The organism is Herbiconiux sp. (assembly GCF_004297105.1).
Classification (GTDB): domain Bacteria; phylum Actinomycetota; class Actinomycetes; order Actinomycetales; family Microbacteriaceae; genus Herbiconiux.
Genome location: NZ_SCVE01000002.1, coordinates 89,610 through 114,560, shown reverse-complemented (window position 1 = coordinate 114,560; position 24,951 = coordinate 89,610). Strand labels below are relative to the sequence as shown.

Below are 24,951 nucleotides of genomic sequence, written 5' to 3'. Positions count from 1 at the left end.
GCGCACCGCCCACAGGATCACATCACCCTGGAAATGGCGCCACTTGAAATCCGTCATCGTTCCGTCCGTCCAATCTCCGCCAAGCATGCTCAAGCTTCACGATTTTTGCAACAGAGCCAGCTCTCCGCCAGAAGGGGTCTCCTTGTAATGAATAGGTCCCGGGTTCGATTCCCGGAGGCGGCCCCAGTTCTGCTCCTGCATCACCCTCACGTGTACCCTTCACGACCGGAGTCATCGATGACCGAGTCCATCCGCTGGGGCATCCTCGGCACCGGCGGCATCGCCGAGCAGTTCGTCACCGATCTCGGCGCGGCGGGGCTCGAGGTCGCCGCTGTCGGCTCGCGTTCCCAGGAGTCGGCCGACCGGTTCGCCGCACGATTCGGAATCGGCGCCGCGCACGCGAGCTACGAAGCGCTCGTGGCCGATCCCGGGGTCGACGCGATCTACGTGGCCACGCCGCATCCGTTCCACGCCGAGAACACGCTGCTGGCGGTCGCGGCCGGAAAGCACGTGCTGGTCGAGAAGCCGTTCACGCTGAACGGCGACGAGGCCCAGCAGATCGCGGATGCCGCCCGGGCCGCCGACGTGGTGGTTCTCGAGGCGATGTGGACGAGGTTCCTGCCGCACATGGTGCGCCTGCGCGAGATCGTGGCCGAGGGGGTGCTGGGCGACATCCGCACCATCATCGCCGAGCACGACCAGAAGTTGCCCTCCGATCCCGCGCACCGCATCAACGACCCCGCTCTGGGCGGGGGTGGCTTGCTCGACCTCGCGATCTACCCGGTGTCGTTCGCCATCGATCTTCTGGGGCTGCCGACACAGATCCTTGCGCACGCCACGTTCAGCGACACGGGTGTCGACCGGCAGACGGCGCTGATCTTCGCGCACGAGGGTGGGCGGCAGTCGCTGTCGCACAGTGCGATCGATGCCGCGGGCACGGTGCGTGCTTCGGTGGTGGGCACGCTTGCGCGGGTCGAGTTCGATGCCGGGTGGTATGAGGCCACCGGGTTCACGGTTCTCGCCCCGGATGGCACGGTGCTCGAGCGGGTGGCGCCCCCCGTGGCCTCGAGGGGCATGCAGTACCAGGCGCTCGAGCTCGAGCGTCTGGTACGCGCGGGGGAGCGGGAGAGCCCGCTGCTGCCGCTGGACGAGTCGGTGGCGATCATGCGCGTGCTCGACGAGGTGCGCGCCCAGATCGGCCTCCGCTACCCGGGCGAGTAGGGCGCGCCGGCGCTCTCGGGTTGCCACAAGTTGTGGCAAGTCGGCTGGTGGGGCGGCACTTTGCGCCAGGTCGGTGTCTGGGAGCCGCGGGTGCGGGGTGGAGTTGCCACAAGTTGTGGCAACTCGGAGCGTCAGGCGGCACTTTGCGGCAAGTCGGTGTCGGGGTGCCGTGGGGGTGCGGGGTGGGGTTGCCACAAGTTGTGGCAAGTCGGCTGGTGGGGCGGCACTTTGCGGCAGGTCGGTGTCTGGATGCCGTGGGTGCGGGGTGGGGTTGCCACAAGTTGTGGCAAGTCGGCTGGTGGGGTGGCACTTTGCGCCAGGTCGGTGTCTGGGTGCCGTGGGTGCGGGGTGGGGTTGCCACAAGATGTGGCAACTCGGAGCGTCAGGCGACACCTTGCGGCAAGTCGACGCCTGGGCGCTGAGGGGGCGGGGTGGGGTTGCCACAAGATGTGGCAACTCGGAGCGTCAGGCGACGCGTTGGGGCGAGTCGACGGGTCGGCGTGTCGGCGAGGCGCGGGTACCATGGCTGGAATGTCTGACGCGCAGGTTCCCCAGACGCGGCGCGAGCGCCGCGAGGCGGAGCAACGCGCGGAGGCCGCTGCGGCCGCGAGCGATGTCGCATCCGGTGCGCCGGCTGCTTCCGCTGCCCCGACCCTGTCTGCGACGGAGTCCGACGCGGTGGCCAACGCCGAAGCCGAAGCCAAAGCTGAGGCCGCGGCCGAAGCCCAAGCCGAGGCCGAGGCCGAGGCCGGCGCGCGTGGCGGGATCCGGTCGATCGTGCGCCGGCATCCGCGCGCCTGGGCGGCCGCGGCCGCCGCAGTGGCGCTCGTCGTGCTCGGTGGCGGCGCGTTCGCGGCCGGCGCGGCGATGGGGGCCACCGCGGCGCCCGCCGCATCCGCCCTCGTCACCGCCACCCCGACCGAGACACCGACTCCCACGCCCACCCCCACCGTCGATGCCCGCACTCAGCCCCAGCTCGCCGCGGCGCCCGCGCCCGTGCGCACCTGCTCGGTGGCCGACCTCGCCACCGACGGCCGGCTCGGCACCTTCCTCGGCAGCGTGCGCAATGCGGCCACCGGCGAGGTGCTCTTCGATCGCAATGCCACCACGCCGGCCCGCACGGCGAGCGTGATGAAGGTGCTCTCGAGCGCGGCCGCCCTCGCCGTGCTCGGCCCCGACTACCGCGTGCCCACCACGGTGGTGGCGGGCAGCACACCCGGGCAGGTCGTGCTCGTGGGCGGTGGCGACATCACCCTCGCGAGCGGCAGCTCGAACATCTACACCGACTCCGCCAGCATGCAGGATCTCGCGAGCCAGGTGAACGCCGCCTGGTCGGCGGATCCGTCGCGGGCAGGCACTCCCATCACGTCCATCGTGCTCGACGCCAGCATCTTCTCGGGCGACCGCTGGCAGCCCTCCTGGCTGCGCAAGGAGCAGGTCGACGGCTATTCCTCCGAGGTCACGGGCCTGCAGGTCGACGGCGACCGAGCCGATCCCTCCGCCAACGTGTCGACGCGCAGCGACAACGCCGTGCTGAGTGCCGGCCAGGCCTTCGCCGACGCGCTCGGCGTGCCGAACGCGAGCCTCGCCGAGGGCGTGGCCGCGGCGGGCTCCACCCAGCTGGGCCAGGTGCTCTCCGCTCCCGTGTCCACGATGATCCCGGATGCCCTGCTCCGCTCCGACAACACCGAGGCCGAGATGCTGGCCCGCCTCGTGGCCGTGAAGCTCGGCGTCGGAAGCGATTTCGCCGCGCTCAACACCGCCATCCCGCAGGCGCTCGCCACCTACGGCATCAACACGAGCGGCCTCACCATCGTCGACGGATCGGGTCTCAGCGACGACAACGGGGTGCCCCCGAACTTCCTCAGCGAGCTCTTCATCCACATCAACAACCGCGAGGGCAACCTCGGCATCATCGCCGACGGCCTTCCGGTCGCGGGCGAGAGCGGCACGCTCGCCGGCCGTTTCGGCGGCTCACCGGCGGCGGGCAACGTGGTGGCCAAGACCGGGTGGATCGACACGGGCTACACGCTCTCCGGCATCATCCGCGCGGCCGACGGCTCCGTTCTCACCTTCGCGTTCTTCGCCCTCGACGACGTTGGCGACAGCGCCAAGACCGCCATCGACGCTCTCACCACCGGCGTGTACGAGTGCGGCAACGGTCTCTCCAACAACTGAGCCGCACCGCTCCCTAGACTGGATGCACCACGTCACGCGAGGAGATCGGTCATGGCCAAAGCGCTGTTCATCATCGATGTGCAGAACGACTTCATCGAGGGCGGAGCCCTCGGGGTCGAGGGTGGGACGGCCGTGGCGAACGGCATCTCGAAGCTGCTGGCGGAGCATCCGGATACCTACGATTTCGTGATCGCTTCCCGCGACTGGCACGACCCCGAGAACGACAACGGTGGGCACTTCGCCACCGAGGCCGAGCCCGACTTCGTCACCACCTGGCCGGTGCATTGCGTGGCCGGCACCTACGGCGCCGAGTACCACGACGAGCTCACCACCCGGGCCATCGATCACCACGTGCGCAAGGGCCAAGGCGAGCCCGCGTACTCCATCTACGAGGGCACGACCGAGGAGGGGGGAACGGTGCACGAGCTGCTCGACGCGAACGGCGTCACCGATGTCGACATCGCGGGCCTCGCGACCGACTACTGCGTTCGTGCCTCCGCTCTCGACGCGATCGAACACGGTCGGCACGTGCGCATCATCACCGATCTGGTGGCGGGCGTGTCGCCGGATGCCTCGCGCGCGGCCATCGCCGAACTCGCGCACGCGGGGGCCGACCTGGTGACCTCCGATCTCGTCGATCGCTGACGCTGCCGTTTCGGCAAACGGCCGGGTGCCGGTCGCCACTTCGGCAGCGGCGCGCTCGTCTCGCGACGGCTAATCTCGTGTCGAGGGGTCGATTTCCGCGCCACACCGAGCGTTCTCGCGCTGAAGTGACTCCTCGCGACTGGGAAGGAACCCTCACATGAGCGCTGCATCCGAAACCGATCTCCTCGCCTCCGTGCCCGATGGACTGTTCATCGGGGGAAGCTGGGGTCCCTCATCCAGTGGCAAGACGCTCGACGTCATCGACCCCGCCACAGGCCTCGTGATCAAGACGATCGCCGACGCCACGCCCGAAGACGGGATGCGCGCCCTCGACGCCGCCGTGGAGGTGGCCGCCGAGTGGGCTGCCATCGCACCCCGCGTGCGCGGCGAGATCCTGCGCGGCGCCTTCGACCTGCTGCAGCAGCGTCGCGACGACGCCGCCCTGCTCATGACGCTCGAGATGGGCAAACCTCTGGCCGAGGCGCAGGGCGAGGTGACCTACGGCGGCGAGTTCCTGCGCTGGTTCGCCGAGGAGGCCGTGCGCATCTCGGGCCGCTACGGTTCGAACCCCGAGGGCACCGGCCAGATGGTGGTCTCGCAGCGCCCGGTCGGCCCGTGCTACCTCATCACCCCGTGGAACTTCCCGCTCGCCATGGCGACGCGCAAGATCGCACCGGCGCTGGCCGCAGGCTGCACCGTCGTGGTGAAGCCCGCCGCGCTCACACCGCTCACCACGCTGTTCATCGCGCGCCTGCTGGAGGAGGCCGGCCTCCCCGCCGGCGTCGTGAACGTGCTGACCACCACGAACTCGGGTGGCGTCTCCGACCCGATCCTCGCCGACCCACGGCTGCGCAAGCTGAGCTTCACCGGCTCCACCCCCGTGGGCCGCAATCTCATGAAGCAGGCCGCCGACAACGTGCTGCGCACCTCGATGGAGCTAGGCGGCAACGCGCCGTTCGTGGTGTTCGGCGACGCCGACCTCGACAAGGCGGTGGACGGCGCGATGCTCGCCAAGTTCCGCAACATCGGCCAGGCCTGCACCGCGGCCAACCGCTTCATCGTGCACTCCAGCGTGGCGTCGGAGTTCGCGCGCCGTATCGCCGAGCGCGTCGGAGCCTTCACCATCGGTCGCGGCACCGAGCCCGGCGTGGGTATCGGCCCGCTGATCAACGACAAGGCGGTCGACAAGGCCGACGAACTCGTTCAGGAGGCCGTCTCGCGCGGAGCGACGCTGGTGGCCGGCGGTCACCGCATCGAGGGTGCGGGTTCGTTCTACGAGCCCACCGTGGTGTCGGGAGTGCCACTCGGTGCGGAGATCCTGCGCGAGGAGATCTTCGGGCCGGTCGTGTCGATCGTCGAGTTCGACGAGGAGGACGAGGCCGTGCGCCTCGCCAACGACACCGAGTACGGGCTCGTCTCCTACGTCTTCACCGAGAACCTGGCGCGCGGCCAGCGCATGATCGAGAAGCTCGAGACCGGCATGATGGGCCTCAACGTGGGTGTCATCTCGAACGCGGCGGCGCCCTTCGGCGGCGTGAAGCAGTCGGGCCTCGGCCGCGAGGGCGGCTCGGAGGGCATCCACGAGTACCTCTCGACGAAGTACACCCTCATCCCCAACTCCTAGGCGCCAGCCGCACCACTCCAAGATCCGTCACTTTTTGCGCATTCCAATGGGTTTTCGCGCAGAAAGTGACGGATCTGGGTGTTTGAGCGGCGGGCACACCGTTCCCATAGGCGGCTGAAGGCACGCGCCCAGAGTCGGGTCGTAGCGTTCGAGCGTGACAACTGCGGCGATCGAGAGCGGTATCGAGAAGCGAGCCGGAAGCCGGCGCGAGGCACTCGCCTGGCGCCGGCTGCTCACGCCGTGGCGGGCCGGACTCACGCTGCTCGGGCTCGCGTCGGCGTTCATCACGCTCTGGGGCCTGCAGGCCGGCCAGCGGTCGGAGTACTACGCGGCCATCGCGCTGTCGATGAGTCAGAACCTCTCGAACTTCTTCTTCGGGTCGTTCGACCCCGCCGGCACCGTGACGCTCGACAAGATCCCGGGCTCCTACTGGGTGCCGGCGATCTTCGTGCGGTTGTTCGGGTTCTCGACCTGGTCGGTGAATGCGCCCAACGCGATCGCCACGGTCGCCGCCGTGCTGATCGTGGCGGTGACGGCCAAGCGCCTCTTCAACCCCGCCGCCGGCCTCCTCGCGGGGGCCGCCGTCGCGGCGACGCCGATCGTGGCGGCGGTGGCCCGCTCGAATCAGCCTGAGTCGTTCTTCGTGCTGGCTGTCGCGCTCGTGGCGTGGGCCGCGACCAAGGCCGTACAGCGCGCATCCCTCGGCTGGCTGATCGGGGCCGGTGCGTTCGTGGCACTGGCCTTCCAGATGTACATGCTCGAGGCGTGGGCGGTGTGGCCTGCGCTCGCCGCCGCCTACCTCTGCACGCGGCAGCCGTGGCTGAAGAAGCTCTGGCACGTCGCCGTGGCGGGAGTCGCGAGTCTCGCCCTCTCGCTCACCTGGATCATCGTGGTGTGGCTGGTGCCCGCCTCCAGTCGCCCCTACGTGGGCGGCACGATCGGCAACAACCCCTTCGAGATGGTGTTCGGCTACAACGGCCTCGGGCGGTTCTCCGCCACATCCGACTCCACCGCGTACCGCTCGTTCACGCCGCCGTTCTCGGGCTCGGCGGGTGTGTTCCGGCTGTTCAACGAGCAGGTGGCCGCGCAGATCGCGTGGCTCATCCCGACGGCACTCGTGTCGATCGTGGTGCTGTGGATGCTGAAGCGCGATCGAGCCGTCACCGTCTTCCTCGGCGGGTGGCTCGTGACCTTCCTTGCCATGTTCTCCGTGGTGGCGGGCATGCACCAGTTCTACACGGCATCTCTCGCCATCCCGATGGCTCTTCTCCTGGGGCTGGCGTTCGCGCGGGCGCGGGCGGCACGGATGCTGTGGGCCCAGTTGGTCCTGCTCGGCTCGGCCGCCGCCGGGGCCGTTCTGATCGGCCTCTACCAGCCGGGCTACCTCTACGGCTTCGCGATCGCGCAGGCCGTCGTCGCGGTGCTCACGGGAGTGCTGCTGGTGGTGCTGCACCGGCGACGCGCGCGGCAGGCGGAGCCGCGGCAGGCGGAGCCGCGCCAGGCGGGTTGGCGGATGGCGGGCCTCGGCGTGCTCGTGGGCGCCTCGCTGCTGCTCACGCCCGCGGCCTGGGCCGTCGACGTGATGAACCACCCGAGCTCGATCAACCCGATCGCGGGGGAGTCGTCGGGGATCGGGGCGTTCGGGGGCGGGGGCGGACCAAGCGGCGGTGCGGGCGGCGCAGGTGGCGCACCCACCGGCACCGCGCCGGGAACCTCCCAGGGCGCCGCCCCCGGCGGCATGCCGGGGCGCACGGGCGGACAGGACGGCGGGGGCCGGCCGACCACCGGCGCGGGCGGCCTCGGATCAGTGGGGAGCTCATCCGGAGACTCGGCGCTGATCGCCTACCTCGAGCAGAATCGCGGATCGGCCACCTACCTCGTGGCCACGTTCGGCGCCCAGACCGCCGCGAGCCTCATCACCGCGACCGACGGCGGCTCCGTGCTGCCCATCGGCGGCTTCAGCTCGGAGGATCCGGTGCCGACGCTCGAGGCGTTCCAGCAGCTGGTCGCCAGCGGTGAGCTGCGGTACGTGCTCGCGGCGAGCGGCGCGGGCGGCGGGGGCGGCTTCGGCAGCGGAGGCGCATCCGGAACCTCATCGAGCTCGCAGATCCAGACCTGGGTGACCAGCGAATGCACCCTCGTCTCCGACTCGTCGCTGTCGACCACCGGTCTCTACGACTGCGCGCCGTGATCGTGCCGCTACTCATTCCGTAACAGTCAGGCCGGGGCGCGGGCGCGCGGGGGAGGATTCTGACGACATGCACGCGTTCGACTCGATCACCGCCGCCCAGCTCGACGTGCCGTCGAGCCGCAAGTGGAGCCTTCACCCGGGCACCATCGGGGCCTGGGTGGCGGAGATGGACTTCGGCACCGCGCCCGTGGTCACCGAGGCGCTGCACCGAGCGCTCGACGAGGGCGTTCTCGGGTATCTCTCGCCCGCCACCGCCCACGAGCTGGCGGAGCAGACGGCCCGCTGGATGCTCGAGGAGTACGGCTGGCAGGTCGAACCCGATCGGGTGCATCCGGTGTCCGACGTCATGGCGGCGCTCGGCGTGGCCGTCACCGAGTATTCGCCGGAGGGCTCGGGGGTGATCGTGCCCACGCCCGCGTACATGCCCTTCCTCAGCTACCCGCCGACACTCGGCCGACCCGTGATCGAGGTGCCGGGCATCGAGGAGGGGACGGTCGGGCGCTGGCGGCACGACATCGAGGCGATCGATGCGGCGTTCCGGGCGGGAGCGGGAACCCTCATCCTGTGCAATCCGCAGAATCCGACCGGCACGGCGCTCACCCGGAGCGAGCTCGAGGCGATCGCCGAGGTGGTCGAGCGCAATCACGGTCGCGTGTTCGCCGACGAGATCCACGCGCCGCTGCGGTTCGACGGCGTGCCGCACATCCCCTACGCGTCGCTGTCGTCGACGACCGCCGCCCACACCGTGACCGGCACGAGTGCGTCGAAGGCCTGGAACCTGCCCGGCCTCAAGTCGGCGCAGCTCATCACGTCGAACGCTGCCGACGAGGCCGTCTACCGCCGCTTCGGCTTCGCCGTGCAGCACGGCGCCTCGACCCCGGGGGTGGTGGCGTCGACGGCCGCCTACCGCGACGGCCGGGAGTGGCTGCACGAGGTGGTGGGCTATCTCGACCAAAATCGGCGGCTGCTCGGCGATCTCCTCGCCGCCCACCTGCCGCAGGTGGGGTACCGGATGCCCGAGGCCACCTACCTGGCCTGGCTCGACTGCCGGGCGCTGGGCATCGAGGGGTCACCGGCCGCGTTCTTCCGGGAGCACGCCGGGGTGACGCTCACCGACGGGGCGCTGTGCGGGACGGGCTTCGAGGGGTTCGTGCGGCTGGTGTTCGCCATGCCGAGGCCCATCCTCGAGCAGGCCGTCACCGCGATGGCGGATGCCGTCGCCCGGGAGCTCTGCGGCACCGTGCCGCAGCCGTGAAAGGAAGCACCATGTCCGACTATTTCGACCGCGTCGAAGACAAGAAGTACACCTCGGTCTACAAGAAGGAGACGCCCGACATCCTCGCCGCCTTCGCCGCGTTCGACAACGCGGTGTTCCAGGAGGAGGGGCGGGAGATCCCGCTGAAGTACCGCGAACTCATCGCGCTCGCCGTGGGCATCACGACGCAGTGCGTGTACTGCATCGACGCGCACAGCCAGAACGCCGTGAAGGCGGGCGCCTCGGAGGGCGAGCTGGCCGAGGCCGCGTGGGTGGCCACCGCGATCCGTGCCGGGGGTGGCTACGCGCACGGCCGCCTTGCCTTCAAGCTCTCGGGAGCCCACGAGCACTGAGCCGACGTCCGCGCGAGATCACGGCAGCTGCGTTCTCCACACAAGCCACTTGGCCTCGACCTCGGCCGGGATGTCGACGCCGAATCGATGCGCGAGAAGGAGCACGTGCGCGAAGACGTCGGCGAGCTCGGCGCGGAAGGCCGCGTCGAGCTCGTGGGGTGACGCACCCTTGTCGCGCGCCTGACCCGCACGGGCGAGGTAGGCCTGCGTCAGTTCGCCCACCTCTTCGTTGAGCTTCAGAACGAGCCAGTCGTCGGTGCGGTCGATCGCGTTGGTCGCGGCGTAGAACGCCGAGACCTCCTCGACCCCGGCGAGCAGCTCTGTGATCAGCTCCATCGTCTCGTGGCCGGCAGGCCCGTCTGCGTCCCGCACGTCAGGCGGTGGTGCGCTCGTGTGGCGTCTTCTCGCCGGCCTCGATGGCGATCGGTAGCAGGTTCTCCGCCGGGGGCAACGGGCAGGTGGCGTAGTCGGTGTAAGCGCAGGGCAGGTTGGTGGCGCGGTTGAAGTCGACCACGACGCGGGATGCCGCATCCGGAGCCGCGATCGACACCGAGCGGTTGGCCGCATAGGTCGTGACGCCGCTGGTCGCATCGCGGAACAGTGCGAGGTAGCTCCCTGGCACATGCCCGTTGAACACGGTGAGCGCGAGATCGTCGTCGCCGACGCGGAAGCGCACCTCGCCCGGTGCCTCGTAGACGTGCTCGAGGCCCTCGGCCACCGAGCCCACGGTGACCGAGCGCGGTTCGGGGAACGGCACGAACTCTCCCTCGACGCGCCACGCCGGTTCGGGCGAGAAGGCCGGGGTGCCGGTGTAGTCACGCCGCAGCGGGTTCTCCGGATGCCGCGGGCGGAGGATGTCGTGGCTCCCACGCCGGGCGACTTCGGCCACAGCGTCGCCGAACGTCACCTCGACGCCGCCGCGCTCGGGGATCGGCCCGAACGCGTGGCGGCCGGTGAGCGTGCGGCCTTCGAACTCGAGGCTCTCGCTCTCCGCGAGCTCGACCACGGGGCCGCCGTCGCCGGTGGACCACGCGCCAGGCACATCTGGATAGCGGCGCGGCTCGGTGGCGAGCCAATTGAGACTCGTCACGGCGAGGAAGCCATGCTCGGATGCGCGGGCGGCTTCGTGCTGGGCGTGCCAGCGCTCCCATTCCGATACGAACTCTGCGGCCGATTTCGACGCCGGCTCGGTGGCGGTTCCGGTGGTGGTGCTCATGCGTACTCCCTCACTCCGAGCGCACGCCGCAACGGCTCGCCCTCGGGATAGCTTTCGCGATACACGCCGCGCTCCTGCAGCTCGGGCACCACGCGATCGACGAACTCGTCGAGGCCGTGGGGGTTGGTGTGCCCCACGATCACGAAGCCGTCGGATGCCCGCTCCTGCACGAAGCGGTTGATCTCATCGGCGACCTGGCTCGGCGTGCCCACCAGGGCGTGCCGGGCCGTGAGGGCGATGACCAGTTCGCGGATACTGAGGTTCTCGGCCTCGGCCCTCGCGCGCCACGCGTCGGCGGTGGCCTTGGGGTCGGCGGAGTTGTTGGCGCGGCCCTGGGTGATGCCGGCGCCTGCGGGATCCGGATCGATCGCGGGAAGGGGGCCGTCAGGGTCGTACCCCGTGAGGTCGCGACCCCAGATGCGCTCGAGGAAGGCGATGGCCGTGGGGCCGCTCGTCTGCGCGAGCGCGATCTCTCGCGCATTCTCCTCTGCCTCGGCGGATGTGTCGCCGAGGGCGAACGCGATAGCGGGGAGGATCTTCAAGGAGTCCTCGCTGCGGCCGAGGGCCGGAAGCCGGCCCTTCACATCGGCGTAGAACGCCTGCGCGTCGGCGAACTCACTGTGCAGCGAGAAGATCACGTCGGCGTGCTCCCCGGCGAAGTCGCGGCCGTCGGCCGAGTCGCCCGCCTGCACGATCACCGGGTAGCGCTGTGGACTGCCGGGCAGCGTGAAGCGGCCGGTCACGTCGAAATGGTCGCCGTGGAAGTCGACCTCGCCGACACCGCCCGGAGTGAGGAAGCGGCCGCTCGCCTTGTCGGCGACCAGCGCATCCGGAGCCCAGCTGTCCCAGAGCGACTTCGCCACCGTGAGGAACTCGGCGGCGCGGCGATAGCGGTCGTCGCGGTCGAGGAACGCGCCACGGCGGAAGTTCGCGCCGTGGAAGGCGTCGGAGGTGGTGACCACGTTCCAGCCGACGCGGCCGCCGCTCAGGTGATCGAGCGTGGCGAGCTGCCGGGCGAGCTCGTAGGGTTCGTTGAAGGTGCTGCTCAGGGTGCCGACGAGCCCGATGTTCTTCGTGATGGCGGCGACGGCGGCCAGGATGGCGAGGGTGTTCGGCCGGCCGGCCACATCCGCCTCGTAGACCCGCCCCTTGTGCTCGCGCACGCGGAGGCCCTCGGCGAGGAAGAGGTAGTCGAAGAAGCCGCGCTCGGCGTTCTGGGCGAAGTGCCGGAACGAGGAGAACGCGATCTGGCTCTCGGAGCTCGGGTCGCTCCAGACGGTGGTGTTGTTCACGCCGGGGAAGTGGGCGGCCAGGTGTACCTGGCGCAGACCGGATGCGCTCATGCGTGCACCTCCGTGCTGGAGCTGGCGGATTCGGGCGCCCGCTCGGTCGCAGCCGTGAAGAGGTTCTCGGGGCGTTCGAAGCCGAGCACCTCGCGGAGCGTGCGCGGATCGCGGGCCGCACGGGGCGAGACGGGCGTGCGCACACCCGCCGCCTCGAGGGCGGGAACCAGGTCGTGGGCGATGGCGTCGAGATCGGCCGGCAGGCGAGCGGGCCGCAGGCGGAACCCGTCGAGCCCGCGTCGTTGTCCGTCGAGCAGGCGTTCCACGAGGGCCGACGGTGTGCCGGCGACGACGAGGGCGTCGGATGTGAGGGGAGCGCCGGCGAGGTCGTCGAGCGCGGTGAGCGCCCGCTCCGCATCGGCCTGCTCGTTCTCGAGCAGCACCACGAGGTCGGCGTAGACGAGCAGGGCCGGACGACCGGCCGGGCGCAACCGCTCCTCCGCGTCGCGCACCTCCGCGAGGATCTCGGCGAGGTGCTCGGGGGAGTGCGGCGTGATGTACACGACGTCGGCGTGCTGGGCCGCGAGCTCGTAGGGGATCGTGGCGTGCGCGAGAGCGCTCACGAGAGGCTGGCCCTGAGGCGATCGAGGCGTGATCGAGGCGCCCTTGACGCTGAAGAAGCGCCCTTCGAAGTCGGCATAGTGCAGCTTCGAGCCGTCGAGGAAGCGGCCGTTCGCCGCATCCCGAACGATCGCGTCGTCTTCCCAGCTGTCCCAGAGGCGGCGCACGACCTCGACCACGTCGCCGGCCTCGTCGAACAGCTCCTGGATCACCTCCTGCGCCTCACCTCGCCGGTAGGCCTCGAGATCGATGGCGGGCACGGTGCGGCGGCCCACGAGGGCGGCATCGGCAGTCGACGCGGAGACCTGGATTCGCCATCCCGCCCGTCCCTCGCTCGCAAAGTCGAGCGTCTGCAGGCCGGTGGCGACGTGGAAGGGCTCGGTGTGCGTGGCCGTCACGGTCGGCACGAGCCCGATCCGGCTCGTGAGCGGGGCGAGGTAGGAGGCGATGAGGAGGGCGTCGAGGCGGCCGCGCACCTGGTCGACGCGGTCGTCGGCTGTGCCGGGAGCCGCCGACTGCAGGGCGAAGGAGTCTTCGATCGTCACGAAGTCGATGCCCGCGTCCTCTGCAGTGGCCACGAGGGCGGCCCAGTATCCGGGGGTGAACAGAGCGTCAGGTCGTGCGGTGGGCTCGCGCCAGGCGGCCGGATGCCATCCGGTGCCGTCGAGCGCCACCGCGAGGTGCAGCGTGCGTGTCATGCACCGAGCCGACCACAGCCCGCGTGGATTCGCGGAGCGACCGGGTCACGAAGCGGAACGCGACGCCACAGAACGACACATTCGAGCAGACGGATGCGGGATCTGCGCATGCTCGTTCGATGAGTGTCTCCGATTCGCTGCCCCTTCGTCGCGGAGAGGTGGTGCTCGGTGCCGCGGTTCGTCCCTTGGGCTCGTTCCCGTCGGGATGGCGCGTCGACGGCGCGAATCGCGATCCGGGCGACGACCCCAAGGTGCTGAAGCGCCAAGCGAAAGAGGCCGAGCGCGCCCACCTCGACTACCTCTTTTTCGGCGACTGGTTCTCCAACACGCCCGATCTGGAATACACGGATCCCTACCTGCTCGCGCGCATCGATCCCTTCTCCGCAGTCGCGTTCCTGGCCTCGTCCACGAGCCGTATCGGCCTGATCGCCACGGTCAACACCAGCTACAGCGACCCGTTCACGACGGCCAGGACGGCCGCGTCGATCGACCACCTGAGCGGCGGGCGGTTCGGGCTGAACATCGTGGTGGGCACCGAGCCGCACGCCGATGCGAACCACACGGTGTCGAACCAGGTGGGCGGCCGTGCGGCTCATCGGCACGCGGTCGCGGCCGAGTACCTCGACGTCATCCGGGGCATCTGGGACACCTGGGACGACGACGCCGTCGTCGCCGACGCCGGGAGCGGCACCCTCGTCGACTGGTCGAGGATCGACGCGCTCGATCATGAGGGCGAGAGCTTCCGCGCGGCCGGTCCGGCGCTCTCCCTCCGGCCCGTACAGGGGCAGATCCCAATCGTGCACTCGGACACCTCCGCCCGCGCTCTCGAGTTCGCGGCCCGCGGCGCCGAACTCCACGTCGTCTCGCCGGCGAACCTCCGGGAGGGGGTGGCGATCGCCCGCGATCTGCGGGCGGCCGCGGTGGCGCACGGTCGCGCTGCCGACTCGCTCGCCATCGTGCTCCCCTTGCTGCCCGTCGTGGGATCCACGCGCGCGGATGCCTGGGCGATCTACGATCGCCTGGTCGAACTCGTGCCGGTGGCGGATGCGGCAGGCGCGGCGACCTCCGCGACGGCGGCCGGCGTGCCGCGCGATCGCACGGCCTCGGCCATCCGACGCCTTGTCGGAGTACCGCTGCTCGACCGTGAACTCGACGACCCCGTGAGCCTTGCGGATGCCGAGCGCTTCAATACGGCGGGCGTGCGCCTGCTCGAGGTGGTGCGCCGCCGGTCAGGCCGGGTGCCGGGCACCTCCCGCACCCCCGACTACCGCCACCTCCTCGTGGCGCACCTCTTCCCGTTGCCGATCGTGGTGGGCTCGGCCGAAGACATCGCCGACCACATCGAGACCTGGTTCCGGTCGGGTGCCGCCGACGGCTTCACGGTGCAGAGCGCCTACCTGCACGAGCAGTTCGAGGCCTTCACCCGAGGGGTCGTGCCGATCCTCGTCGAGCGCGGGCTCTTCCGGGCCGGCTACGGCACCAGGACGCTGCGCGGGCACCTCGGTCTCGACCGGCCCGCGCGCGTGAAGCCGCAGCAGGCCGAGGCAGCCGCATCCGCATCCGCAACCGAAGCCGCAACGAGAACGACCCCGTCGAGGGCGAGTGCCTTCGACGGGGTCGTCGGGGTGTTCTAGAGCAGCGGTCAGCTGTTGTCGAGCGGCAGTCCGGGCGGGTTCACGAGCGACTCCTTCACGGCCTCGTTCTGGAGGTCCCAGGCGGCGAGCCACTGGTCGTACTGGCCGTTCTCGATCAGGTAGTTGATGGCATCCGCGATCGGCTGGGCGAGCCCGGAATCCTTCTTCACCGTGGCCGCGATGAGGCCGTCGAGGGTCTCTCCGGCCCCGGAGAAGACGCCTGCCGTGCGCGTCTCATTCGCTCCGCCCTTCGAGAGGGTGTTCTGGTAGGCGATGCCGGGGTTCGGGTTGAACTGGGCGTCGATCTGACCGGAGTTCAGGGCGAGGGTGATCGAGTTCGCGTCGGGGAAATACACGACGTTCAGGCTCTTGCCCTCGGCCTCGAGTTTGTCCTTCCAGGCCAGCAGGATCTTCTCCTGGTTGGTGCCGGAGCTCGTGGCCACGGTGAGGCCGTCGAGGTTCTCGTAGTCGCCGTCGAACTCCCAGCTGTTGGAGGCCAGCACCTGGAAGGCGAGGTTGTCGCCGCGGTACGAGGCGAAGTCGTACTTCTCCTTGCGCTTCTCCGTGTCGGTGATGTTCGAGAAGCCCACGTCGGTGGCGCCGGTGTCGATGCCCACGAACAGGTTGTCCCAGGTGGAGTTCTTCACCTCGGGCGTGAGGCCGAGAACGGCGGCCACGAGCCGGCCGAGGTCGGGCTCCGCGCCGGTGAGGGTCTCGTTGTCGTCGCCCGTGAAGGCGAGCGGGGGGAAGCCGGCGGGCAGGGCGCCGACGCCGATCGTGAGCGTGCCCTTGTCGAGCACCGACTGCGGCAGGGTGTTGCGGATCTCGTCGACGGTCGACACCGAGATCTCGGTCTCGGTGCCTGCGCCGTTGGAGACAGCACCGACGGTGACGGTGCCGGATGCGGCCGGCGAATCGGCGGCGTCGGCGCTCCCGGAGCAGGCGGCGAGGCCCGCGGTCAGAAGGGCGGCCGTGGCGAGCGCTCCGATCGTTCGGAGCCGCTTGGCGGTGACGGTTGTCATGGTGATTCCTTGCTGTGTGTGGATGGTGTGCGGGTGGTTTCTTCAGAACCGGATGCTCAGGCGAGCACCTTGCTCAGGAAGTCTTGGGTGCGGAGGTTCCGCGGGTTCGACAGCACCTCGGCAGGGGTGCCCTCCTCGACCACGAGGCCGTCGTCCATGAACACCACGCGGTCGGCCACCTCGCGGGCGAAGCCGATCTCGTGGGTCACGACGATGAGGGTCTTGCCGCTGCCGGCGAGGGTGCGGATGACGCTCAGCACCTCACCGACGAGCTCCGGGTCGAGTGCCGACGTGGGCTCGTCGAACAGGATGACCTCGGGTTCGAGGGCGAGAGCCCGGGCGATGGCCACCCGTTGCTGCTGTCCGCCCGAGAGCTGCCGGGGGTAGGCCCCCTCCTTGTCGGCGAGGCCCACCCGGGCGAGCAGCACACGGGCGTGCTCACGGGCATCCTTCGGCTTCACGCCGTGCGAGATGGGTGCCTCGCTCACGTTCTCGAGAATGGTGAGGTGCGGGAAGAGGTTGAAGTTCTGGAAGACGAAGCCGATCTTGGCGCGCTGGCGGAGGATCTCCTTCTCCCGCAGCTCCTTGAGGCGGTCACCACTGCGCCGTCCCAGCAGGGCACGCACCCCGATGAGCTCGCCGTTCAGGGCCACGTAGCCCTCATCCAGCTTCTCGAGGTGGTTGATCGCGCGCAGCAGGGTCGACTTGCCCGACCCCGACGGGCCCAGGATGACCGTGACGGTGCCGGCTTCGACGGTGAGATCGACGCCCTTCAGCACCCTCTTCTCGCCGTACGACTTCGTGGCGTTGTGGATCTCGATGGCGGTGGCGGTGTTGGTGGCGGTCATGAGATGGTCCTCCCGGCATCCGTCGTGGCCCGGATCGATGCGATCCGGCGGCGCACCTGCTGCAGCGGTGTGGGCGGCAGCTCGCGCACCGACCCTCGGGCGTAGAACCGCTCGATGTAGTACTGCACGATCGAGATCGCGCTGGTGAGGATGAGGTACCAGATGGTGGCCACCACGAGCAACGGGATGATGTCGGTGGGATATGTGCTGCCGAGGTTCTGCACCACCCCGAACAGGTCGAGCAGCGAGACGTAGAAGAGCAGCGAGCTCGCCTTGAGCAGCCCGATGATCTGGTTCACGTAGGCCGGCACGATGGAGCGGAGGGCCTGCGGCAGCACGATCCTCGAGAACTGTCGCCGTTGGGGGATGCCGAGCGCCTTCGCGGCCTCGTGCTGGCCCTGGTCGACGGCCAGCACGCCCGAGCGCACCACCTCGGCGCTGTAGGCGATCTCGGAGAGGCTCAGCCCGATCACGCCGAGCACGAGAGGCGAGAGCACCGTGAACGTCGGTACCGCCCACTGCGGGCCGAACGGGATGCCGACACCCACCGTGGGGTACAGGTTGCCGAGGTTGAACAGGAAGATCAGCACCAGGATGAGCGGCACCGAGCGGAACAGCCAGATGTAGAGCCAGCTGAGCGTGCTGAGCACGGGGTTTCCCGACAGTCGCCCGAGGGCCACGACGATGCCACCGAGGAAGCTGACGACGGCGCTGATGCCGGTGGCGAGCAGCGTGAGCTGCAGTCCCTTGAGGATGGCCGGGCTGAAGAACCACTGCCCGACCTTCGCCCACTCCCAGGAGGGGTTGGTGAAGAGGGTCTGCCCGACGTTCAGCAGCAGCACGAGCACGAGGGCGGTGATGACCCAGCGGAGCGGATGCCGCAGCGGCACCACGGCGCGCTCGGCGAGCTTCTTCAGGTCGATCCCGGGCGGGAGCGTGGGCGCTCCTCCTGCAGAGGAGGCGGCGGAGGCGGCGTCGGCCGGCCGCTGGGTCACGGCGGTCACGACGCGGCCCCGTCCGTGGTGCGTCCCGCTCGCGCCGCCTCGGCGAAGCCGGGGTTCTGGGCGAAGAACTGCGCCAGCTCCTCGTCGTGCCGACGACGGATGTCGGCGACATCCAGTGGCTCGGAGGTGAGCGACTTGGCGAAACCGTGGATGCCCACCTCCTCGGGAGGGAGCCCCGGTTCGAACAGCGGCGTCCAGCCGGTGGCCAGGTACAGCCGCACGGCCTCCGGCTGACGGGGGCCGGTGGTGAGGTACGAGCGCGTGAAGCCGCGGCGACGCGACTCGTCTTCGAGCTCCGTCACCACCCGGCGCGCGAGCCCCTGACGGCGGTGCGCCGAGGAGGCCCAGATGCGCTTGAGCTCCGTCGTGCTCTCGTCGAAGGTCTTGAACGCTCCTCCCGCGATCGCGACGCCGTCGCGCAGGAGCAGCAGGAAGGCGCCCTTCGGCGCGATGAACTCGTCGGCGGGGTAGCGGGCCAGCTCCTCGGAGGCGGGTTCGCCGAACAGGTCGCCGTAGCGGTTGTCGTACTCCCACTCGAGCTCCTCCAGCAGGGGCTGGGCGCGCGGGTCGTCGGGGGTGACGTAGACGAACTCGTCCTGGGCGAAGTCGATCTCGGGCACGGTGGTCTCCGTCCGGTTCTCAAGCAGCGACACGGGACTGCTCCTTCGCGGGTGCTGCATCCGCACCGGCCGCGGCGCTCGCCGCATCGCGGCGCGCCACCTCCTCGCGCACCAGCGGGATGACGTAGCGCCCGAAGTCGATCGTGTCGTCGACGTAGTCGTAGCCGCGTGCCGAGATGATGTCGACGCCGAGGTCGACGTAGTCGAGCAGGGCGGCGGCCACGGTCTCGGGCGTTCCGACGAGCGCGTTCGAGTTGCCGCGCCCTCCCGAGGCGGCGGCGACCTTCGTCCAGAGTGCACGGTCGAAGCGGTCGCCCTGGTCGGCGATGGCCAGCAGACGCTGCGATCCCGCGTTCTCCGGGTTGCGCAGGTCGCCCGCGAGTCCAGCGGGGAGCGATCCGGAGCGCTGTTCGATGCGGCCGAGGATCTGTTCCGCCTTCGCCCAGGCGAGCTCCTCCGTCGCACCGAGGATGGGCCGGAACGCCACCTGGATGCGGGGACGCGAGGTGCGGCCTGCCGCGAGGGCCGCATCCGTCACCGTCTGGATCTGCTCGGCCGTGTTCGCAAGGGGCTCGCCCCACAGCGCGTAGATGTCGCTCTCGGCGCCGCCGATCGCGTAGGCGGCGGCGGAGGATCCGCCGAACGACACCTGAGGGCGGGGCTGCTGCACGGGCCAGATGTCGCTGACGAAGTTCTCGAACCGGTAGTGGTCGCCCTCGAAGCCGAAAGGCTCGCGGCTCGTCCAGGCCTGCTTGAGGATTCGGATGTACTCGCCGGTGCGGGCGTACCGTTCGTCCTTCGTCAGGTAGTCGCCCTCGGCCGCCTGGTCGGCGGTGGAGCCACCCGTGATGATGTGCACGTTCACGCGGCCGTCGCTGATCTGGTCGAGGGTGGCGATGACCTTCGCCGCGTAGGTGGGCGCCGACACGTTCGGGCGATGGGCCAGGAGGATGTTCAGCCGGTCGAGCTTCGACGCCACGAACGCCGCGGTCGTCGCGGGGTCGGGAGCGCCCGAGTGGTAGGCGAAGAGGATGCGGTCCCAGCCGTTGTCTTCATGGGCGCGGGCGAGGCGCAGCGTGTACTCCTTGTCGAAGCTTGCGCCGCTGCGTGCGCGGGTCTCGCTGCCGTCGTTCAGTGCGGCGATGCCGAGGAACTCGATGGGCACGGCACGCTCCTTTCCTGATCTGTGCAGCTCGGTGCTGCGGGGGCCGGTGGCACCGCCTGATGGTGGGGCTCGACCGGTTGCCCGACCTTAAGAGCGCGATCCGGCGCCGGGCAACGCGTTCCGTTCACATTTCGTCATGCGTGTCATGAGTGGTCATACAGCGCCGGGGGAGTGGACCAGGAGGCGACCCTTGTGGGATGCCAGACCCCATTCAGCCCTCGACGCCGCCCGTGGCGAGCCTCGCCGTGATCGGCGCGGGCCCGCGGGGGTCCGGCGTGCTCGAGCGCATCGCCGCCAACCTCGCAGACCTCTGGAGCGCGGGAGATCCGCTCGTCATCCATCTCATCGATCCGCACCCCGCGGGGCCCGGCCGCATCTGGCGGCACGACCAGTCGCCGCTGCTCAAGCTCAACTCGATGGCAGCCGATGTGACGATGTTCACGGATGCGTCGTCGACCATCGACGGGCCGATCGCGCCGGGCCCCTCGCTCGTGGAGTGGGCCGAACGCGTACGCACCGGAGAGATCGAGATCGATCGCTCCCGTGTCGATCCGGCTCTGCGCTCCGAGCTGGAGCATCTCGGGCCGGCGAGCTTTCCCACGAGACGCCTGCAGAGCCTCTACCTGCGCTGGTTCCACGAAAGGGCTGTGGCCCTCCTGGGCGACGCGGTCGAGGTGCGCGAGCACCGGGCGCTCGCCCGAGCGGTGTCCGAGGCTCCCGACGGGCGTCAGCGCGTGCAGCTCGACACGGGCCAGGTGCTGGAGGTCGACCTCGTGCTCTACTCCCTCGGGCACACGGGTGCCGATCCGGAGCCCGAGCACGCGAGACTCATCGACTTCGCCTCGCGTCGCGAGCTCTACTACCTGCCGCCGGCGTTCACCGCGGATGCCGACACCCGGCCGATCGTGCCCGGGCAGCGTGTTCTCGTGCGCGGCTTGGGCCTGGCGGCGGTCGACCTCATCGTGCTGCTCACCGAGGGGCGCGGAGGCCGGTTCGTGCCCCTGGACGACGGGGGTGACGGTGCTCCGGCCCGGCTCCGCTATGAGCCGAGCGGGCGCGAACCGCGCATCGTCGTGGGATCGCGACGGGGAGTTCCGTATCACTCGAAGATCGGCTCCCAGCTGGTGGGCGAGGCGCCGGTTCCTCGGTTCTTCACGGCCGAGGTGGCCGCGGCGCTCGAGGCGGAGGCCGATTCGCTCGACTTCGCCGCCGACATCTGGCCGCTCATCGCGAAGGAGATGCTCTGGGGCTACTACCGCGAGCTCTTCACGGGACATCCGGACCGGGTCACCCTGTCGTGGGCCGAGTTCGCCGAGCGGTACGAGGACATCGACCCGCGCGCGGTGATCATCGCGGAGCCGACACCGACTGCGACCACATCGACTGCGCGCACATCGACAGGGCCCACATCGTCAGGGACGCCGCGCACGCCGGGCACGCGCACACGGGGTCATGCGCTGCCCGACGCCGGCTCGGAAGAGGAGAAGGCTCTGGTGCGAGCCGATGCGGCGTCCCTGACCGCACTGATCGAGTCATCCGTTCCCGCCGAGATCGATCGGCTGTTTCTCCCCGAACTCGACAGGCCGCTCGCCGGCCGGCGGTTCGAGGGAGTCGACGCCGTTCAGGATGCGGTGCGCGCCTACATCGAGCGCGACCTCGCCCTGCGCACGCTCCCCGAGCACAGTGCGACGCTCGGCCTCTTCCTGTCGATCCTCCGGGCCATGTTCGTGTTCGCCGATCTGCTCGCCTCGCCCAAGTGGTCGGCGCGGTCGCGGGTGGCCGACCTGAACGGGTGGTGGCTCGGCTACTTCAGCTTCATCGCGAGCGGGCCGCCCGCGCACCGGCTCGAGGAGCTGCTGGCTCTCTCGGAGGCGGGCATGGTGCAGTTCCTGGGCGGCGAGATGTGGGTCGAGGCCGATGAGGAGGAGGGCTGCTTCCGTGCCGGCTCCGCCAACCACGATCAGGTGGTGACGGCCACCGCGCTGGTGGATGCGCGGCTGCCCGATACGAGCGTCGCCCGCAGCGACAACGAACTGCTGCGCGTGCTCGTGCAGTCGGGGAGCGTGCTCGAGGAGATCGCGCGGGAACCGGCCCTCACGGGCGACGCCGCGTTCGCCGAGTCGACCGGTCGGCTGATCGTGCGCTCCGACGACCGTCGTGTGCTGCACGGTACAGGTGCCCCCGGTGAGCGGGCCTACGCCATCGGCCCTTACACGAACTCGCCCTTCGTGGGCGCGTTCTCCCGGCCCGGCACGAACGCCGTGTCGTTCCGCGAGAACGATCTCGTCGCGCGCGCCCTCCTGGTGCGGCTGAAGGAGTTGCAGGCCGACGCGGCTTCTGCCGCCGTCGACCCGCCGGCGCCCGCGCCCGTGGGCGAGCTGCCGAGGCCCGGTATGTTCTCCGACCGGCTCTGGTTCGAATTCGCCGCGGAGCCACGCCGATGACCGCCTTCGTCGACGCCATCGTGGTCGGGGGAGGGGCAATGGGTTCCGCAGCCGCCTTCGAGCTCGCCCGCCGCGGAATCGACGTGGTGCTCTTCGAGCGTTTCGGGCCGGGCCACACGCACGGGGCCTCGCACGGCGCCTCCCGCAACTTCAACCTCTCGTACGGCGACCCCGTGTACCTCAGGATGCTCGCCGAAGCCCTTCCCGCGTGGCGAGAGCTCGAGGTCGAGACGGGCGCGCGGCTGCTCGATCAGGTGGGCATCGTGAACCACGGGGGCAATCCCGACTTCGACGAGATCGCCGGAATCCTGCCGCGTTTCGGGTTCGAGGCCGAGTTGCTGGGGCCGGCCGAGGCCGACCGGCGGTGGCCGGGCATCCGCTTCGACCAGCGCGTGCTGTACACACCAGAGGCGGGTCGGCTCGATGCGGATGCGGCCGTCGCCGCCTTCCAGCACGCCGCGCGCGCTCACGGCGCGCAGGTGGAGCATCACTCCCGGGTGACGCGCATCCGCATCCTCGGCGATGAGCGCGCCCAGGTCGAGGTGGTGCGAACGGATGCGCAGGGCGATCCGCTCGGCGATCCCGAGGTGTTCGAGAGCCGTCGACTCGTCGTCACGCTCGGGGCGTGGACGACGAAGCTGCTCGGCGGCGCCATCGTGCTGCCCCGCTTCACCGTCACGCAGGAGCAGCCCGCGCACTTCGCGCCGCGCGATGACGCGGTGGTGTGGCCGGGATTCAACCACTCCCCGTCGGCCGGCGACCCGCACTACGGCTATTGGCGCTCGCCGGTCTACGGCATGCAGACCCCGGGCCAGGGCATCAAGGCGGGTTGGCATGGCGTCGGGCCAGTCACCGATCCGGATGCGCGCACCTTCCGCAGTGAGCCGCGCCAGCTCGCGGCCCTGCGACGCTACGCCCGCGAGTGGCTCCCGGGTGTCGACCCCGACGCGTTCACCGAGATCAGCTGCACCTACACCACCACCCGCGACTCGAACTTCGTGATCGACCGTATCGGGCCGGTGACGGTGGGTGCGGGCTTCTCGGGGCACGGCTTCAAGTTCACGCCCGTGGTGGGCCGGTATCTCGCCGAGCTCACGGAGGGGCTGCGTGCCCCGTCGCTGTTCTCGCTCAAGGCGGAGCGCCGCACCTCGGTCCCTTCCCGCGGATGACCGGGTGCCCTCTCGCGGCGGTATGAGCGCGCGAGGGGGCATCCGTCAGCGGCGGAGAGCCTTGCGGGCGAGCCAGTTGCCGAAGAACTGCACGGCCTGCACGATCAGGATGATCACGAGCACGGCGGCCCAGGTCACGATCGGGTTGAACTGGCGGTAGCCGTACTGGATCGCGAACGTGCCGAGACCGCCGCCGCCCACGTAGCCCGCGACAGCCGACATGTCGACGATGGCGACGAACACGAAGGTGTAGCCGAGAAGGAGTGGCCCGAGCGCCTCGGGGATCACAACGGTCCGGATGATGCGCACACGGCTCGCGCCCACCGAGCGGGCCGCCTCGATCACTCCGGGCTGCACCGTGAGGAGGTTCTGCTCGACGATCCGGCTGATGCCGAAGGTGGCCGCGAGCGACAGGGTGAAGATGATCGCCGTGTTACCGATGCCGGTGCCCACCACGAGGCGCGCGAGCGGCTGAGCCGCGGCCAGGAAAATGATGAACGGGATGGGCCGGAAGACGTTCACGATCACGTTGATCACGCCGTAGACGAGGCGGTTCGAATAGAGGTTGCCGGGCCGTGTCGTGTAGAGGCCGAGCCCGACGAGCAGGCCGCCGATGCCACCGAAGAGAAGGCTGAGGGCCACGATGTAGAGGGTCTCGACGGTCGCCTGGCCGAGCTTGGGCAGGAGCTGGATGAGGTCATCCACGATCAGACCCCCGTTTCGTCGCCGGTGATGCCGAGATCCGTGATCTCGACCGTCGTGGCGAGATCCGCGAGCGCGGCATCGATCGTGGGAGGATCGCCGCGCAGCGCGAGCGTGAGGTGCCCGAACACCTGTCCTCGGATGTCGTTGATGCCGCCGTAGACCAGTTCGAACGCGATGCCGGCCTGCGCGAGCCGCAGGAACACATCGCCCTGGGAGGTGTTGCCGTCCCGGAACGAGAGTGTCACGATCCGTCCCTCGTGCCGCTCGCGCAGCACCGCGAGTTCGGTGGGCGAGGGGATTCCGCGCACGACCGTCGAGACGAACCGCTTCGACGAGGCCTCACGGGGCCGGGAGAACACATCGAACACGTCGCCCTGCTCGACCACCCGGCCACCGTCCATCACCGCGACCTTCGTGGCCAGGGTCTGGATGACATCCATCTCATGGGTGATCACGATGATGGTCACCCCGAACTCCTCGTTCACCCGCTTCAGCAGGGCGAGCACCTCCTGGGTCGTCTCCGGGTCGAGTGCACTGGTGGCCTCGTCGGCGAGAAGGATGCGTGGCGAGGTGGCGAGCGCCCGAGCGATGCCGACCCGTTGCTTCTGTCCTCCCGACAACTGCTCGGGGTAGTTCTTCGCCTTGTCGGTGAGCCCCACGAAGCTCAGCAGTTCCTCCACCCGGGCCATGATCTCGGCCTTCGGAGTGCGCGCCACCTCGAGCGGATAGGCGATGTTCTTCCACACCGATTTCGAGCTGAACAGGTTGAATTGCTGGAAGATCATCCCGATGCCGAGCCGCAGCTTCTGCAGCTCGCGCTCACGCAGATCGCTCACCTCGATCCCGTCGACCTGGATGCTGCCCGACGTCACCGTCTCCAGGGAGTTCACGAGACGCACGAGCGTCGACTTGCCGGCGCCCGAGTAGCCGATGATGCCGTACACGTCGCCCTCCTCGACATCGAGCGAGACGTGATCGATGGCCGTGACGGGGGAGCCGTTGCGGGAGGAGGGCGGGTAGGTCTTGCTGACGTCGCGCAGACTGACCAGTGCCAC

Annotated in this window: 21 protein-coding genes; 10 read left to right on the top strand and 11 right to left on the bottom strand. The window is 69.8% G+C overall.

The features are described from left to right. The first annotated feature begins 237 nt into the window (after nt 1–237). The 7 genes from EPO52_RS01160 (at nt 238) to EPO52_RS01130 (ending at nt 9,467) form a co-directional block, all read left to right on the top strand. Nucleotides 238–1,221, top strand: coding sequence for a Gfo/Idh/MocA family oxidoreductase (locus EPO52_RS01160; RefSeq protein WP_290800768.1), 984 nt, complete (start codon nt 238–240; stop codon nt 1,219–1,221). Nucleotides 1,222–1,752: 531 nt separating this feature from the next. Continuing rightward, complete coding sequence (gene dacB, locus EPO52_RS01155; RefSeq protein ID WP_290800765.1) at nt 1,753–3,399, top strand: D-alanyl-D-alanine carboxypeptidase/D-alanyl-D-alanine-endopeptidase; 1,647 nt, start codon at nt 1,753–1,755, stop codon at nt 3,397–3,399. Between the two features lie 51 nt (nt 3,400–3,450). Next, on the top strand, nt 3,451–4,044 hold the full coding sequence (locus tag EPO52_RS01150) for an isochorismatase family protein (protein ID WP_290800762.1): 594 nt from the start codon (nt 3,451–3,453) through the stop codon (nt 4,042–4,044). Nucleotides 4,045–4,201: 157 nt separating this feature from the next. Next, nucleotides 4,202–5,668 carry an NAD-dependent succinate-semialdehyde dehydrogenase gene (locus EPO52_RS01145; protein WP_290800759.1) on the top strand — a complete coding sequence of 489 codons (1,467 nt, stop codon included), beginning with the start codon at nt 4,202–4,204 and terminating at the stop codon, nt 5,666–5,668. 154 nt (nt 5,669–5,822) lie between these two features. Next, nucleotides 5,823–7,859, top strand: a complete 2,037-nt coding sequence (locus EPO52_RS01140) for a glycosyltransferase family 39 protein (protein ID WP_290800756.1) — start codon at nt 5,823–5,825, stop codon at nt 7,857–7,859. A gap of 67 nt (nt 7,860–7,926) precedes the next feature. Further along, complete coding sequence (locus tag EPO52_RS01135; protein WP_290800753.1) at nt 7,927–9,114, top strand: aminotransferase class I/II-fold pyridoxal phosphate-dependent enzyme; 1,188 nt, start codon at nt 7,927–7,929, stop codon at nt 9,112–9,114. A gap of 11 nt (nt 9,115–9,125) precedes the next feature. After that, nucleotides 9,126–9,467: a carboxymuconolactone decarboxylase family protein gene (locus tag EPO52_RS01130; RefSeq protein WP_290800751.1), complete on the top strand. Its 342-nt coding sequence runs from the start codon at nt 9,126–9,128 to the stop codon at nt 9,465–9,467. A gap of 18 nt (nt 9,468–9,485) precedes the next feature. On the opposite strand, the gene EPO52_RS01125 is transcribed toward EPO52_RS01130, so the two are convergent. Genes EPO52_RS01125 through EPO52_RS01110 form a run of 4 tightly spaced genes read right to left on the bottom strand, consistent with a single transcriptional unit; the run spans nt 9,486 to nt 13,285 of the window. Then, nucleotides 9,486–9,803: a pyrophosphatase gene (locus EPO52_RS01125; protein ID WP_290800750.1), complete on the bottom strand. Its 318-nt coding sequence runs from the start codon at nt 9,801–9,803 to the stop codon at nt 9,486–9,488. A 37-nt stretch (nt 9,804–9,840) separates the two neighbouring features. Beyond that, nucleotides 9,841–10,683 carry a DUF1684 domain-containing protein gene (locus EPO52_RS01120; protein ID WP_290800749.1) on the bottom strand — a complete coding sequence of 281 codons (843 nt, stop codon included), beginning with the start codon at nt 10,681–10,683 and terminating at the stop codon, nt 9,841–9,843. Continuing rightward, entirely contained in the window at nt 10,680–12,026 is a 1,347-nt protein-coding gene (locus tag EPO52_RS01115; RefSeq protein WP_290800747.1) for an NtaA/DmoA family FMN-dependent monooxygenase, read from the bottom strand. The genes EPO52_RS01120 and EPO52_RS01115 overlap by 4 nt, the downstream gene beginning before the upstream one ends. After that, entirely contained in the window at nt 12,023–13,285 is a 1,263-nt protein-coding gene (locus tag EPO52_RS01110; protein WP_290800745.1) for an LLM class flavin-dependent oxidoreductase, read from the bottom strand. The genes EPO52_RS01115 and EPO52_RS01110 overlap by 4 nt, the downstream gene beginning before the upstream one ends. Nucleotides 13,286–13,404: 119 nt before the next feature. On the opposite strand from EPO52_RS01110, the gene EPO52_RS01105 reads away from it, so the two are divergent. After that, on the top strand, nt 13,405–14,919 hold the full coding sequence (locus EPO52_RS01105) for an NtaA/DmoA family FMN-dependent monooxygenase (protein WP_290800743.1): 1,515 nt from the start codon (nt 13,405–13,407) through the stop codon (nt 14,917–14,919). 8 nt (nt 14,920–14,927) lie between these two features. Here the strand turns inward: EPO52_RS01105 and EPO52_RS01100 are convergent, their stop codons facing one another. Genes EPO52_RS01100 through EPO52_RS01080 form a run of 5 tightly spaced genes read right to left on the bottom strand, consistent with a single transcriptional unit; the run spans nt 14,928 to nt 19,578 of the window. Beyond that, complete coding sequence (locus tag EPO52_RS01100) at nt 14,928–15,941, bottom strand: transporter substrate-binding domain-containing protein (RefSeq protein ID WP_290800742.1); 1,014 nt, start codon at nt 15,939–15,941, stop codon at nt 14,928–14,930. Nucleotides 15,942–15,997: 56 nt separating this feature from the next. Then, on the bottom strand, nt 15,998–16,789 hold the full coding sequence (locus tag EPO52_RS01095; RefSeq protein ID WP_290800740.1) for an amino acid ABC transporter ATP-binding protein: 792 nt from the start codon (nt 16,787–16,789) through the stop codon (nt 15,998–16,000). Beyond that, nucleotides 16,786–17,793, bottom strand: coding sequence for an amino acid ABC transporter permease (locus tag EPO52_RS01090; protein ID WP_290800738.1), 1,008 nt, complete (start codon nt 17,791–17,793; stop codon nt 16,786–16,788). The genes EPO52_RS01095 and EPO52_RS01090 overlap by 4 nt, the downstream gene beginning before the upstream one ends. Further along, complete coding sequence (locus EPO52_RS01085; protein WP_290800737.1) at nt 17,790–18,446, bottom strand: GNAT family N-acetyltransferase; 657 nt, start codon at nt 18,444–18,446, stop codon at nt 17,790–17,792. The genes EPO52_RS01090 and EPO52_RS01085 overlap by 4 nt, the downstream gene beginning before the upstream one ends. Continuing rightward, the gene (locus EPO52_RS01080; RefSeq protein WP_290800736.1) at nt 18,433–19,578 is read right to left on the bottom strand and encodes an LLM class flavin-dependent oxidoreductase; all 1,146 of its coding nucleotides are present in this window, start codon (nt 19,576–19,578) and stop codon (nt 18,433–18,435) included. The genes EPO52_RS01085 and EPO52_RS01080 overlap by 14 nt, the downstream gene beginning before the upstream one ends. Before the next feature lie 197 nt (nt 19,579–19,775). Between EPO52_RS01080 and EPO52_RS01075 the strand changes: the two genes are divergently transcribed. Both EPO52_RS01075 and EPO52_RS01070 read left to right on the top strand, forming a co-directional pair. Continuing rightward, on the top strand, nt 19,776–22,022 hold the full coding sequence (locus tag EPO52_RS01075; RefSeq protein ID WP_290800734.1) for an FAD/NAD(P)-binding protein: 2,247 nt from the start codon (nt 19,776–19,778) through the stop codon (nt 22,020–22,022). Continuing rightward, the gene (locus EPO52_RS01070) at nt 22,019–23,191 is read left to right on the top strand and encodes an FAD-dependent oxidoreductase (RefSeq protein ID WP_290800732.1); all 1,173 of its coding nucleotides are present in this window, start codon (nt 22,019–22,021) and stop codon (nt 23,189–23,191) included. Before EPO52_RS01075 ends, EPO52_RS01070 begins: the two co-directional genes overlap by 4 nt. Nucleotides 23,192–23,236: 45 nt before the next feature. Here EPO52_RS01070 and EPO52_RS01065 read toward each other — a convergent pair whose 3' ends face one another. Both EPO52_RS01065 and EPO52_RS01060 read right to left on the bottom strand, forming a co-directional pair. After that, nucleotides 23,237–23,896, bottom strand: a complete 660-nt coding sequence (locus EPO52_RS01065; RefSeq protein ID WP_290800730.1) for a methionine ABC transporter permease — start codon at nt 23,894–23,896, stop codon at nt 23,237–23,239. A 2-nt stretch (nt 23,897–23,898) separates the two neighbouring features. After that, a complete protein-coding gene (locus tag EPO52_RS01060; protein ID WP_290800728.1) occupies nt 23,899–24,951 on the bottom strand; it encodes a methionine ABC transporter ATP-binding protein in 1,053 nt (350 codons plus the stop codon).

Coding starts and splice junctions, on each gene's coding strand:
- EPO52_RS01130 (WP_290800751.1), top strand. CDS start 9,126: ATGTCCGACTATTTCGACCGCGTCGAAGACAAGAAGTACACCTCGGTC.
- EPO52_RS01120 (WP_290800749.1), bottom strand. CDS start 10,683: ATGAGCACCACCACCGGAACCGCCACCGAGCCGGCGTCGAAATCGGCC.
- EPO52_RS01115 (WP_290800747.1), bottom strand. CDS start 12,026: ATGAGCGCATCCGGTCTGCGCCAGGTACACCTGGCCGCCCACTTCCCC.
- EPO52_RS01075 (WP_290800734.1), top strand. CDS start 19,776: ATGCCAGACCCCATTCAGCCCTCGACGCCGCCCGTGGCGAGCCTCGCC.
- EPO52_RS01070 (WP_290800732.1), top strand. CDS start 22,019: ATGACCGCCTTCGTCGACGCCATCGTGGTCGGGGGAGGGGCAATGGGT.
- EPO52_RS01095 (WP_290800740.1), bottom strand. CDS start 16,789: ATGACCGCCACCAACACCGCCACCGCCATCGAGATCCACAACGCCACG.
- EPO52_RS01160 (WP_290800768.1), top strand. CDS start 238: ATGACCGAGTCCATCCGCTGGGGCATCCTCGGCACCGGCGGCATCGCC.
- EPO52_RS01125 (WP_290800750.1), bottom strand. CDS start 9,803: ATGGAGCTGATCACAGAGCTGCTCGCCGGGGTCGAGGAGGTCTCGGCG.
- dacB (WP_290800765.1), top strand. CDS start 1,753: ATGTCTGACGCGCAGGTTCCCCAGACGCGGCGCGAGCGCCGCGAGGCG.
- EPO52_RS01135 (WP_290800753.1), top strand. CDS start 7,927: ATGCACGCGTTCGACTCGATCACCGCCGCCCAGCTCGACGTGCCGTCG.
- EPO52_RS01100 (WP_290800742.1), bottom strand. CDS start 15,941: ATGACAACCGTCACCGCCAAGCGGCTCCGAACGATCGGAGCGCTCGCC.
- EPO52_RS01145 (WP_290800759.1), top strand. CDS start 4,202: ATGAGCGCTGCATCCGAAACCGATCTCCTCGCCTCCGTGCCCGATGGA.
- EPO52_RS01105 (WP_290800743.1), top strand. CDS start 13,405: ATGAGTGTCTCCGATTCGCTGCCCCTTCGTCGCGGAGAGGTGGTGCTC.
- EPO52_RS01150 (WP_290800762.1), top strand. CDS start 3,451: ATGGCCAAAGCGCTGTTCATCATCGATGTGCAGAACGACTTCATCGAG.
- EPO52_RS01110 (WP_290800745.1), bottom strand. CDS start 13,285: ATGACACGCACGCTGCACCTCGCGGTGGCGCTCGACGGCACCGGATGG.